The sequence below is a fragment of the Pseudomonas citronellolis genome (assembly GCF_900112375.1).
Classification (GTDB): Bacteria; Pseudomonadota; Gammaproteobacteria; order Pseudomonadales; family Pseudomonadaceae; genus Pseudomonas; species Pseudomonas citronellolis.
Window position 1 is genome coordinate 53555 of sequence record NZ_FOLS01000012.1, and the last position, 12711, is coordinate 66265.

The window sequence follows — 12711 nt, forward strand, 5'->3', positions numbered from 1 at the left end:
GGAACTAGGAGAAAGTCGATGACCGACAACACCAAAGCGCAACGCGAAACCCGTGACTACCAGGCGGCGGACGCGGCCCACCACATCCACGCCTTCCTCGACCAGAAGGCGCTGAACGCCGAAGGCCCGCGGGTGATGGTGCGCGGCGAGGGCCTGTACCTGTGGGACAACGACGGCAACCGCTACCTGGACGGCATGTCCGGCCTGTGGTGCACCCAACTGGGCTACGGGCGCAAGGACCTGACCGCCGCGGCGAGCGCGCAGATGGACCAGCTGTCGTACTACAACATGTTTTTCCACACCACCCACCCGGCGGTGATCGAGCTGTCCGAGCTGCTCTTCAGCCTGGTGCCGGGCCACTACAGCCACGCCATCTACACCAACTCCGGCTCCGAATCCAACGAGGTGCTGATCCGCACCGTGCGCCGTTACTGGCAGATCCTCGGCAAGCCGCAGAAGAAGATCATGATCGGCCGCTGGAACGGCTACCACGGCTCGACCCTGGCGGCCACCGCGCTGGGCGGCATGAAGTTCATGCACGAGATGGGCGGCATGATCCCGGACATCGCCCACATCGACGAGCCCTACTGGTTCGCCAACGGCGGCGACCTCACCCCCGAGGAATTCGGCCGCCGCTGCGCGCAGCAGCTGGAGGACAAGATCCTCGAGCTGGGCGCCGAGAACGTCGCCGGCTTCATCGCCGAGCCGTTCCAGGGCGCCGGCGGCATGATCTTCCCGCCGGAGAGCTACTGGCCGGAAATCCAGCGCATCTGCCGCAAGTACGACGTGCTGCTGTGCGCCGACGAAGTGATCGGCGGCTTCGGCCGCACCGGCGAGTGGTTCGCCCACCAGCACTTCGGCTTCGAGCCGGACACCCTGTCCATCGCCAAGGGCCTGACCAGCGGCTACATCCCCATGGGCGGCCTGGTGCTGAGCAAGCGCATCGCCGAGGTGCTGGTGGAGCAGGGCGGCGTGTTCGCCCACGGCCTGACCTACTCCGGCCACCCGGTGGCGGCGGCGGTGGCCGTGGCCAACCTCAAGGCGCTGCGCGACGAGGGCATCGTCACCCAGGTCAAGAACGACACCGGCCCCTACCTGCAGCAGTGCCTGCGCGAGGTGTTCGGCAACCACCCGCTGATCGGCGAGATCCAGGGCGCCGGCCTGGTGGCGGCGCTGCAGTTCGTGCAGGACAAGGCCACCCGCAAGCGCTTCGATAACGAGAACGACCTGGCCTGGCGCTGCCGCACCATCGGCTTCGAGGAAGGCCTGATCATCCGCTCCACCCTCGGCCGCATGATCATGGCCCCGGCCCTGGTGGCCGGCCGCGCCGAGCTGGACGAGCTGGTGGACAAGACGCGCATCGCGGTGGACCGCACCGCGAAGGAGATCGGCGTGCTGTAAGGCACGACACGACCTTGTAGGAGCGAGCTTGCTCGCGAAGTCCGGCGTAAGACGGATTCCCTCTCCCCCCGCCCTCTCCCTGAAGGGAGAGGGTTAGGGAGAGGGGGCTTTCCGGCCCTTCGCGAGCAAGCCCGCTCCTACGAAAAACGAACAACAACAACGCCGCGGGCCCACGCAGGCCCGCGCCGTGGAACCTTTTTGCCGCCCGTTCGGCAACTGCCCAGCAATCCAAACCAACAACGCCAACCGGCTGTGGGAGTTCGTTCCATGAAATCGTCCTTGCATTGCATCCTCGCCTGCGCGGTCCTCGCCGCCACCGGCGCCGCCCAGGCGCAGGATCTCACGGTGATCTCCTTCGGCGGCGCCACCAAGGCCGCCCAGGACAAGGCCTACTTCAAACCCTTCGATGCCAGCGGCGCCGGCAAGGTGATCGCCGGCGAGTACAACGGCGAGATGGCCAAGGTGAAGGCCATGGTCGACGTCGGCAAGGTCACCTGGGACGTGGTCGAGGTGGAAAGCCCCGAGCTGCTGCGCGGCTGCGACGAGGGCCTGTTCGAGCGCATCGACCCGGCCGCCATCGGCGACGAGTCGAAATTCGTCCCCGGCACCTTCAGCGAGTGCGGCGTGGCCACCTACGTCTGGTCCATGGTCATGGCCTACGACAGCAAGCGCCTGGCCAAGGCGCCGACCTCCTGGGCGGACTTCTGGAACGTCAAGGACTACCCGGGCAAGCGCGGCCTGCGCAAGGGCGCCAAGTACACCCTGGAAGTGGCCCTGCTGGCCGACGGCGTGAAGCCCGAGGACCTGTACAAGGTGCTGGGCACCCCCGAGGGCGTCAGCCGAGCCTTCAAGAAGCTCGACGAGATCAAGCCCTACATCCAGTGGTGGGAAGCCGGCGCGCAACCGCCGCAGTGGCTGGCCGCCGGCGACGTGGTGATGAGCGCCGCCTACAACGGCCGCATCGCCGCCGCGCAGAAGGAAGGCGTGCCGCTGGCCATCGTCTGGCCGGGCAGCCTCTACGACCCGGAATACTGGGCAGTGGTCAAGGGCACGCCGAACAAGGCCCTGGCCGAGAAGTTCATCGCCTTCGCCAGCCAGCCGCAGACGCAGAAGGTGTTCTCCGAGAACATCCCCTACGGCCCGGTGCACAAGGGCACCCTGGAACTGCTGCCGGCCGACGTGCAGGCCGCCCTGCCCACCGCCCCGGCCAACCTGCAGGGCGCCCGCTCGGTGGACTCGGCCTTCTGGGTCGACCACGGCGAGGAACTGGAACTGCGCTTCAACGCCTGGGCGGCCCGCTAAGGCCCCCGGCCAACCCGAGTGCCCGGCGTGCCGGGCACCGCTTTGCCTTGCGAGAACCACAATGACAACGACGCAAACCCCGGCGGCGACCCTGGAGCTGAGCACCATCCAGCCCATCGCCCGGCACGAACGCCACGGCCGCGCCCGTGACCTCTTCACCATCTGGTTCGGCAGCAACATCATGCTGCTCACCGTGGTCACGGGGGCGCTGGCCGTCACCGTGTTCCAGCTGTCCTTCGTCGCCGCGCTGCTGGCGCTGGTGCTGGGCAACCTGGTGGGTGGGGTGTTCATGGCCCTGCACTCGGCCCAGGGCCCGCAGCTGGGCGTGCCGCAGATGGTGCAGACGCGCGGCCAGTTCGGCTCCTTCGGCTCGCTGCTGGTGGTGGCCCTGGTGGTGATCATGTACCTGGGCTTCTTCGCCTCCAACCTGGTGCTCGGCGGCCAGACGCTGCACGCGCGCTTCCCGGCCGTGGCCACCAACGCCGGCATCCTGCTGGTGGGCGCGATCAGCGTGGTCGCCACCGTCTTCGGCTACCGCCTGATCCACGGCTACACCCGGCTGATGTCCTGGCTGTCCGGCGCGGTGCTGCTGGTCAGCTTCGCCTGGGTGCTGTTCATCCACGGCCTGCCGGCGGACTTCCTGCAGCGCAACGGCTTCAACCTGCCGGGCTTCCTCGGCGCGCTGTCGATCGCCGCGCTCTGGCAGCTGGCCTATGCCCCCTACGTTTCCGACTACTCGCGCTACATGCCGCAGGACACCGGCGCGCGCACCGCGTTCTGGTCCAGCTACTGGGGTTGCTGCCTGGGTTCGATCCTGCCCATGGTCCTGGGCGTGATCGTCGGCCTGTGCCTGGACGGCGGCGACGTGGTCGCCGGGCTGATCGGCATGACCGGCGGCTTCAGCGCCGTGCTGGTGGCGGTGTTCTCCATCGGCATCGCCGCCACCAACGCCATGAACCTGTACTGCGGCACGCTCTCGGCGATCACCGTCGGCCAGACGCTGATCCCGGCCTGGGCGGCCGGCGCCGGCTGGCGCGCGCTGATCGCCCTGAGCCTGTTCGGCGGCTCGCTGGCCATCGCCCTGCTCGGCCAGGACAACTTCATGGCCAACTACACCAACTTCATCCTGCTGCTGCTCTACGTGCTGGTGCCCTGGAGCGCGATCAACCTGGTCGACTACTACCTGGTCGCCCACGGCCAGTACGACGTGCTGTCGTTCTTCCGCCGCGACGGCGGCATCTACGGCACCTTCAACTGGACCGCGGTGAACTGCTACGTGCTGGGCATCCTGGTGCAGGTACCCTTCATGTCCACCGAGCTGTACACCGGGGTGGTGGCGCGCGCCATGAACGGCGCCGACATCTCCTGGATCGTCGGCCTGGGCGTGGTCTCGCCGGTGTACTGGGCGTTCAGCCGCAAGCGCCAGCGCGCCCTGGCGGAGGCCCGCGCATGAGCCGGCGCAGCGGTTTCTTCTTCGACGAGCGCTGCTTCTGGCACGCCGCCGGGCTGCACGCGCTGATCCTCCCGGTGGGCGGCTGGCTGCAGCCGCCGGCCGGCAGCGGCCACGCCGAATCGGCGGAGAGCAAGCGGCGGCTGAAGAGCCTGATGGATGTCTCGGGCCTGAGCGCGAAGCTCAGGCTCGCCAGCGCGCCGCTGGCTAGCGAGGAGGACCTGCTGCGCGTCCACCCGCTGGACTACCTGCAACGCTTCAAGGCCATGAGCGACGCCGGCCACGGCGAGCTGGGCGAGGAGGCCATGGTCGGCCCCGGCACCTACGAGATCGCCCGGCAGTCCGCCGGGCTGGCCATCGCCGCGGTGGACGCGGTGCTCAGCGGCGAGTTGGACAACGCCTACGCGCTGTCGCGGCCGCCGGGCCACCATTGCCTGGCCGACCGCGGCATGGGCTTCTGCTACCTGGCCAACATCGCCGTGGCGGTGGAGGCGGCGAAGGCGCGCCACGGCATCCGGCGCGTCGCCGTGCTGGACTGGGACGTGCACCACGGCAACGGCACCCAGTCGATCTTCTATGGCCGCGACGATGTGCTGACCCTGTCGATCCACCAGGCCGACTGCTTCCCGGTGGGTTCCGGCGCCGTGGAAGAGCAGGGCGAAGGCGCCGGCCTGGGCGCCAACGTCAACGTGCCGCTGTACCCCGGCAGTGGCGACGACGCCTATCGCCACGCCATGCAGCGCATCATAGTGCCGGCCCTGGAGCGCTTCCGCCCGGAGCTGATCGTGGTCGCCTGCGGCTTCGACGCCAACGGCGTGGACCCGCTGGCGCGCATGCTCGCCCACAGCGAGACCTTCCGCGCCCTCACCCGCAGCGTGCGCGAGGCCGCCGAGCGCCTGTGCGACGGGCGCCTGGTGCTGGTCCACGAGGGCGGCTACGCCGAAGCCTACGTGCCCTTCTGCGGCCACGCGGTGATCGAGGAACTGGCCGGGGTGGCTACCGAAGTGGTCGACCCCTTCCTGCCGATGCTCGAAGGCCAGCAGCCGGACGCGGACTTCCGCGCCTTCCAGCGCCAGGCTATCGAGCGCATGGCGCAGAAGCTCGGCCTGTAGGCCGGCATCAAGCCTGCGGCAGCGTGCCCGGGCGCAGGTAAGTCAGCACGTGCGCGACGTAGTCGGCCTTGCCCAGTTCGACGCCCAGGCTGCGCAGGATGGCGTAGGCGGTGATGCAGTGGAAATAGAACTGCGGGAACGACCAGTCGCGGGCGTACTGCTGGCTGTCCATGTCGAAGATGATGCCGTTGGGCAGGTCGAGCGCGATCGGCGCCTCGGGCCGGCCATCGAGCGCGTCGCCGGGCAGATCGGCGAGCGCCGCCAGCGCTTCGGCGATGCAGGCCCGGGCCTCGGCCAGGGTGCCCGGCCGCTCGTTCGACGCCCAGCCGTCGTTGCGCACCTGCAGCCACGCCTGCGGAACGGCCAGGCCGCGTAGGCGGTAGGTCGGCTCCAGCGCCTGGAAGCAGGCGAAGCGCACCTGCGCGGCCAGCGGGTACATGTCCGGCGCCAGGCGTTGCGCCATCAGTTCGTCGACGTCGTTGCCGGCAGCGCTTTCATGGGCGGCGGCCTTGTCGAGCCATTGCGAGAGGTTCGTGAGCATGTGGGTGAACGAGGGGACGAGAAGGCTGGTCAGCGACATGGCGGGCTCCGGGAAAGGGGAGCCGTCAGCTTAGTCCGGGCTCGCCGGCCGTGCCGCGCCATGAAGTCCCTGTCGTACTCGGCCTGCTGTGGATATCGCGGACGGAGTCCGCTCCTACACCTCCAGGGAAGCACGGCTTTTCTACCAAGAGCACGTGGCGCGTACCGGCTGTGGGTCCTTTGTCTCCGGCTGACCCCAGCCTCCCCGCACACGCCGAACGGCTCCCTCTCCCTCCGGGAGAGGGTTAGGGTGAGGGGCCGTTGAGGCACGGAGTCTCCCTGTAGGAGCGGATTTATCCGCGATTGCGCCGGCAGGGCCTTGCTCGCGAACAAACGCGTTGCCATGCGGTTCGCGAGCAAGCTCGCTCCTACGAAGAGCATGCGGCGCGGAGTCCTTTGTCTCCGGCTGACTCCAACCTTCCCCGCACACGCCGAACGATCCCCTCTCCCTCCGGGAGAGGGCTAGGGTGAGGGGCCGTTGAGGCACGGGGCGTCATGTTTACCGTAGGAGCGGGCCCTGCCCGCGATTCGCGCGCAGGGCCCGCTCCTACAGGGGAATGCCGCGCAAAAAAAAGAGGGAGCCCGAAGGCTCCCCTGGAGAGAAACCGCGGCGGGGACGCCGCGGTTGGAGCGCTGGCCGGCCTCAGGCGGCGCGGAACAGGTTGTGCGGGTCGATGACGAATTTCTTCGGCACGCCGGCATCGAACTCGCCGTAGCCCTTGGGCGCTTCGTCCAGGGTGATGACTTCCACCCCGACGATGTCGGCGATCTTGATGCGGTCCCACATGATCGCCTGCATCAGCTGGCGGTTGTACTTCATCACCGGGGTCTGGCCGGTGTGGAAGCTGTGCGACTTGGCCCAGCCCAGGCCGAAGCGGATGCTCAGCGCGCCGTGCTTGGCGGCGTCGTCCACCGCGCCCGGGTCCTCGGTGACGTACAGGCCCGGGATGCCGATCTGGCCGGCCACCCGGGTGATGCCCATCAGCGAGTTGAGCACGGTGGCCGGGGCCTCGTGCTGCGAACCGGAATGGCCGTGGCCGCGGGCCTCGAAGCCCACCGCGTCGACCGCGCAGTCCACTTCCGGCTCGCCCAGCAGGTCGGCGATCTGCTCGTGCAGCGGGGTGTCCTTGGACAGGTCGGCGATCTCGAAGCCCTGGGCCTTGGCGTGGGCCAGGCGGGTCGGGTTGACGTCGCCGATGATCACCACCGCGGCGCCCAGCAGGCGGGCAGAAGCCGCAGCCGCCAGGCCGACGGGACCTGCGCCGGCGATGTACACGCTGCTGCCCGGGCCGACGCCGGCGGTGACCGCGCCGTGGTAGCCGGTGGGCAGGATGTCGGACAGGCAGGTCAGGTCGCGGATCTTCTCCATGGCCTTCTCGCGGTCCGGCAGCTTCAGCAGGTTGAAGTCGGCGTAGGGCACCAGCACGTATTCGGCCTGGCCGCCGACCCAGCCGCCCATGTCGACGTAGCCGTAGGCGCCGCCGGCGCGGGCCGGGTTGACCGTCAGGCAGACGCCGGTGTGCTGCTCCTTGCAGGTGCGGCAGTGGCCGCAGGCGACGTTGAAGGGCACCGAGACCAGGTCGCCGATCTTCATGGTTTCCACGCCGCGGCCGATCTCCACCACCTCGCCGGTGATCTCGTGGCCCAGCACCAGGCCGGTGGGCGCGGTGGTGCGGCCGCGCACCATGTGCTGGTCGGAGCCGCAGATGTTGGTGGAGACCACCCGCAGGATCACCCCGTGGTCGATCTGCCGGCCTTGCGGGTCCTGCATCTTGGGATAGGGGATGTTCTGAACTTCGACCTTACCTGGGCCGAGATAAACCACACCACGATTGCCAGACATACGCATTCCTCTTTGTCGTTGTGGGTACAAATGCGCGGCGCGGCGGCCACGCGGCTTTGCACTGGGATGTCGTCTGTTGCGCGACAGGGCCGGGGTACTGCTGGCAGCCGGCGGGTCTGTCGGTGTTGCCTGTTGCTGGTCCCCCGCGTCCGCGGGGATGACGGGGGAGGGTGGTGATTCCCCTTTTCGTCATTCCCGCGAACGCGGGAACCCAGTGGCTTTCGGGGGGAGCCTCCAAGAGCCCCTCTCCCCAACCCTGGCTGCGCGCCCCGCTCCGAAGGGAGAGGGGCCGTCCTGAGCGGGGCTTGGGCTCCGGCTTTTTCCTTTAGCTTCCGGCTTCCAGCCTCCAGCGGCTCTTTAAAGCACCACCGTCCGATTCGCGTTGAGGAAAACCCTCCGCTCAATGTGATAACCAACGGCCCGCGCCAACGTCAGACATTCGACGTCGCGGCCCTTGGCGATCAGGTCCTCGGGATAGTGGGCGTGGTCCACGGCCTCGACGCCCTGGGCGATGATCGGGCCCTCGTCGAGGTCGTTGTTGATGTAGTGGGCGGTGGCGCCGACCAGCTTGACGCCCTTCTGGTACGCCTGGTGGTAGGGCTTGGCGCCCTTGAAGCCGGGCAGCAGCGAGTGGTGGATGTTGATCGCCCAGCCGTCCAGCCTGCGGCACAGCTCGGGGGAGAGCACCTGCATGTAGCGGGCGAGGATCACCAGTTCCGCGCCGCTTTGCTCGATCACCTGCCACACCTTGGCTTCCTGGGCGGCCTTGTCCTGCGGGTCGAGGGCGAAGTGGTGGTAGGGGATGCCGTGCCAGCGCGCCAGGGGCTCCAGGTCCGGGTGGTTGGAGACCACCGCCACCACGTCCATCGGCAGCTGGCCGATGCGCTGGCGGTAGAGCAGGTCGTTCAGGCAGTGGTCGGCCTTGGAGACCATGATCACCACCTTGCTGCGGTAGCCCGGCGAGGTCAGTTCGGTCTTCATCTGGAAGGGCTCGACGCGCTCGGCCAGGCTGGCGCGGAAGGCCGCCTCGTCGAAGCCGGCCGGGGCGCGGAACTCCACGCGGATGAAGAAGCGCTGGGCCAGGCGGTCGTCGAAGGAGTGGTGCTCGGTGACGTAGCACTGCTGTTCGAACAGGTAGCGCGTCACCACGTCGACGGTGCCGAGCAGGCTCGGGCTGTCGGCGGTGAGGATCCAGGTATCGGGGGTGCGGCTCATGACGTGGCTCCGGTGGCGACGCGGGAGGGCGGGCCGGATGGCCCGCCCGCCGGGATCAGGCGGCGATCTGCAGGCCGTACTCGGCGCTGGCGTCCTGCAGCCACAGCCAGAAGTAGTCGGCGAAGCTGCGGCGCACCACCAGTTCCCAGGTGTCTTCGCCGGTGTGGCGGATCACGCACTGGGACTTGGCGAAGATGCTGCCCACCGCCTTGCCCACCGGGAAGTTGCTCGGGTGCACGTCGTAGCTGGTGGACTTCATCAGCAGCTCGCGCACCTTCGGCCCGGACAGTTCCAGCAGGGTCTGCCCGCCGCCGACGTTGACCACCGAGTAGTGCAGGTCTTCGCCGAGGGTTTCGCGCAGCTTCTTCTCAACAGTGAATTCCTCGCCGCCGGGGACGATCAGCAGCCACTCGTCCGGGCCCAGCCACTGCAGCGAGACCTCGCCCTTGGCCACCAGGGTCAGGGCCACCGGCAGCTCCAGGCCCAGGGCCTTGTGCACGCCTTCGGCGAAGGCCGCGTCATGGGCGCTGCCGCGCAGGGTCAGGTGGCCCAGCAGCTTTTTCTCGCGCAGGGTGATGCCGGCGTTGGCGACGCTGCGGCCAGCGAGCTTGTCCAGCTCGGCGTGGTGCAGCGGGGTCTCGACTTTCACCCCGGCTTCGGGGCATTGCTGGTAGAGGTTTGCCTTGCTCATTCGTATTCACCTTGGGGCGCCGTGCGCCCTGGAATCCTCTCACCCTCCCCCCGTCGGAGGAGGGCTCGGCCTTCGCTTACCGCTTGCAGCTGCTCTTAATCCACATTCTGCCGTTCGCCTTTCGGGTCGTAGAACACCGAGCTGCAGATTTCCGCCTCGATCACCCGGCCGTCGACCAGGGGCGCGTAGACCTTCTCGCCCATGCGCTTCAAGCCGCCCTTGACCACCGCCAGGGCGAAGCCGTAGCCGAGGCTGCTGCTCATGTAGCTGGAGGTGACGTGGCCGACCATGTTCATCGGGATCGACTGCTGGGTGGTGAACACCAACTGGGCGCCTTCGGGCAGCACGTCCATGGGGTTGGTGGGCTTGAGGCCGACCAGCTGCTTGCGGTCTTCGCGCAGGCAGTCGGCGCGGTTCATGCCGCGCCAGCCGATCCACGAGAAGGGCTTGGTGCGGCCCACGGCCCAACCCATGTTGAGGTCGTCCGGGGTCACCGAGGCGTCGGTGTCCTGGCCGACGATGATGAAGCCCTTCTCGGCGCGCAGCACGTGCATGGTCTCGGTGCCGTACGGGGTCAGGTCGTACTTCTTGCCGGCCTCGACGATGGCTTCCAGCACGCCCATGGCGTAGTTGGCCTGGATGTTCACCTCGTAGGAGAGCTCGCCGGTGAAGGAGATGCGGAACACCCGCGCCGGCACGCCGGCCACCTTGCCTTCCTTCCAGGTCATGAAGGGGAAGGCGTCCTTGTCCAGGTCGATGTCGGTGACCTCGGCCAGCAGCTTGCGGCTGTTGGGGCCGGACAGGGTCAGGGTGGCCCAGTGGTCGGTGACCGAGGTGAAGTACACCTTCAGCTCCGGCCATTCGGTCTGGTGGTACAGCTCCAGCCACTCCAGCACGCGGGCGGCGCCGCCGGTGGTGGTGGTCATGACGAAGTGGTTGTCCGCCAGGCACGCGGTCACGCCGTCGTCGAAGACCATGCCGTCTTCCTTGCACATCAGGCCGTAGCGGGCCTTGCCCACGTCCAGCTTGGTCCATGCGTTGGTGTAGACGCGGTTGAGGAACTCGCGGGCGTCCGGGCCCTGGATGTCGATCTTGCCCAGGGTGGAGGCGTCCAGCAGGCCCACCGATTCGCGCACCGCGCGGCATTCACGGGCCACGGCGGCGTGCATGTCCTCGCCGGCTTTCGGGAAGTACCAGGGGCGCTTCCACTGGCCGACGTCCTCGAACTCGGCGCCGTTCTTCACGTGCCAGGCGTGCAGGGCGGTGAAGCGCACCGGCTCGAACAGGTGGCCGCAGTGGCGGCCGGCCACGGCGCCGAAGGTCACCGGGGTGTAGTTCGGGCGGAACATGGTGGTGCCGGTCTCGGCGATGCTCTTGCCTTGGGCGCGGGCGGCGATGGCCAGGCCGTTGATGTTGCCCAGCTTGCCCTGGTCGGTGCCGAAGCCCAGCGCGGTGTAGCGCTTGACGTGCTCGATGGACTCGAAGCCCTCGCGGCAGGCCAGCTCGATGGCCGCGGCGGTGACGTCGTTCTGCGGGTCGACGAACTGCTTGGGCGCACGGGAAGTGGGCTTCTCGTGGGGCACCTGGAACAGCGCCACGGTCGGCTCCTCGACACGCTCGGAAGCCTTCGGCAGCTCGCCTGCGACGGCCTTGAAGCCGGCGTCCTCGGCGGCCTGGGTGCCGGCGTTGTAGCCGTCCTGCAGGTTGTCGGCGAGGCGGAACACGCCGTTCACCGAGCCTGCGCAGATGCGCTTCTGCAGGCCCTCGCCAGGGACGAAGGCGAGGATGTCCTCGCGCCACTCGGGCTTGCCGCCCAGGTGCGAGGCCAGGTGCACCACCGGGCTGTAGCCGCCGGAGCTGGCGATCAGGTCGCAGTCCAGCCAGTCGCCGGGGGCGGTGACCTTCAGGCGGACGGGGTCGATGGCGGCGATTTTCGCACCGCTCACGCGCTTGCTGCCGCGCGCTTCGATCACCGCGCTGCCGGTGATGACGCGCATGCCGCGCTTGCGGGCTTCTTCCACCCACTCGCCGCGCGGGTTGGCGCGGGCATCGGCGATGGCCACCACTTCCAGGCCGGCTTCCTGCCAGTCCAGGGCCACGCGGTAGGCGTAGTCGTTGTTGGTGGAGAGCACCAGCTTCTTGCCCGGCGCCACGCCGTAGCGGCGCACGTAGGTGGAGACCGCGCCGGCCAGCATGTTGCCCGGCAGGTCGTTGTTGGCGTACACCAGCGGCCGCTCGTGGGCGCCGGCGGCGAGCACCACGCGCTTGGCGCGCACGCGGTGGACGCGGTGGCGGACCTGGCCCAGCGGCGCGGTCTCACCCAGGTGGTCGGTGAGGCGCTCGTGGATGGTGAGGAAGTTGTGGTCGTGGTAGCCGTTCACCGTGGCGCGCGGCAGCAGCACGACTTCCGGCAGCGACTTCAGCTCGGCCAGCACCTGCGCCACCCATTCGGCGGCGGGCTTGCCGTCGAGGGTCTCGCGGGTGTCCAGCAGGCTGCCGCCGAACTCTTCCTGCTCGTCGGCCAGGATCACCCGGGCGCCGGTGCGCGCGGCGGCCAGGGCCGCGGCCAGGCCGGCGGGGCCGGCGCCGACCACCAGCACGTCGCAGTGGCGGTTCATCCAGTCGTAGCTGTCCGGGTCGACCTCGGTGGGCGCGCGGCCCAGGCCCGCGGCCTTGCGTATGTACTTCTCGTACGTCAGCCACATGGACTGCGGGTACATGAAGGTCTTGTAGTAGAAGCCGGGGGGCATCATCTTGCCACCGACCTTGCCGAATACGCCCATCAGGTCGTTCTGCACGTTCGGCCAGCCGTTGGTGCTGCTGGCCACCAGGCCCGGGTACAGGGCCTGCTGGGTGGCGCGCACGTTGGGCACCTGGGTGGCCTCGCGCGAGCCGATCTGCAGGATGGCGTTGGGCTCCTCGGCGCCGGCCGCGACTATGCCGCGGGCGCGGGAGTACTTGAAGCTGCGGCCGACCACGTCGACGCCGTTGGCCAGCAGGGCGGCGGCCAGGCTGTCGCCGGCGAAGCCCTGGTATTGCTGGCCGTTGAAGGTGAAGGTCAGCGGCTTGCTGCGGTCGATGCGACCGCCACGGGAAAGGCGATTGATCTGGCTCATGT

At 68.6% G+C, this 12711-nt stretch carries 9 protein-coding genes; 4 read left to right on the forward strand and 5 right to left on the reverse strand.

Annotated elements, in window-relative coordinates:
* Positions 1–18: 18 nt before the first annotated feature.
* The 4 genes from BM060_RS13255 (at position 19) to BM060_RS13270 (ending at position 5265) form a co-directional block, all read left to right on the forward strand.
* Positions 19–1401, forward strand: coding sequence for an aspartate aminotransferase family protein (locus tag BM060_RS13255; RefSeq protein ID WP_074980514.1), 1383 nt, complete (start codon positions 19–21; stop codon positions 1399–1401).
* Positions 1402–1668: 267 nt separating this feature from the next.
* The gene (locus tag BM060_RS13260; protein ID WP_074980515.1) at positions 1669–2703 is read left to right on the forward strand and encodes a gamma-aminobutyric acid-binding protein; all 1035 of its coding nucleotides are present in this window, start codon (positions 1669–1671) and stop codon (positions 2701–2703) included.
* Between the two features lie 61 nt (positions 2704–2764).
* Positions 2765–4156 carry a purine-cytosine permease family protein gene (locus tag BM060_RS13265; protein WP_074980516.1) on the forward strand — a complete coding sequence of 464 codons (1392 nt, stop codon included), beginning with the start codon at positions 2765–2767 and terminating at the stop codon, positions 4154–4156.
* Positions 4153–5265, forward strand: a complete 1113-nt coding sequence (locus BM060_RS13270) for a class II histone deacetylase (protein WP_074980517.1) — start codon at positions 4153–4155, stop codon at positions 5263–5265. The genes BM060_RS13265 and BM060_RS13270 overlap by 4 nt, the downstream gene beginning before the upstream one ends.
* A 7-nt stretch (positions 5266–5272) precedes the next feature.
* On the opposite strand, the gene BM060_RS13275 is transcribed toward BM060_RS13270, so the two are convergent.
* The 5 genes from BM060_RS13275 to BM060_RS13295 form a co-directional block, all read right to left on the reverse strand.
* Positions 5273–5845 carry a DUF1993 domain-containing protein gene (locus BM060_RS13275; protein WP_009614651.1) on the reverse strand — a complete coding sequence of 191 codons (573 nt, stop codon included), beginning with the start codon at positions 5843–5845 and terminating at the stop codon, positions 5273–5275.
* Between the two features lie 642 nt (positions 5846–6487).
* Complete coding sequence (fdhA, locus tag BM060_RS13280; RefSeq protein ID WP_074980518.1) at positions 6488–7687, reverse strand: formaldehyde dehydrogenase, glutathione-independent; 1200 nt, start codon at positions 7685–7687, stop codon at positions 6488–6490.
* A gap of 357 nt (positions 7688–8044) precedes the next feature.
* Positions 8045–8902: a formyltetrahydrofolate deformylase gene (gene purU / locus BM060_RS13285; RefSeq protein ID WP_074980519.1), complete on the reverse strand. Its 858-nt coding sequence runs from the start codon at positions 8900–8902 to the stop codon at positions 8045–8047.
* Positions 8903–8957: 55 nt separating this feature from the next.
* The gene (locus BM060_RS13290; protein ID WP_074980520.1) at positions 8958–9593 is read right to left on the reverse strand and encodes a sarcosine oxidase subunit gamma; all 636 of its coding nucleotides are present in this window, start codon (positions 9591–9593) and stop codon (positions 8958–8960) included.
* Positions 9594–9688: 95 nt separating this feature from the next.
* Entirely contained in the window at positions 9689–12709 is a 3021-nt protein-coding gene (locus BM060_RS13295; RefSeq protein ID WP_074980521.1) for a sarcosine oxidase subunit alpha, read from the reverse strand.
* Between the last annotated feature and the right edge of the window lie 2 nt (positions 12710–12711).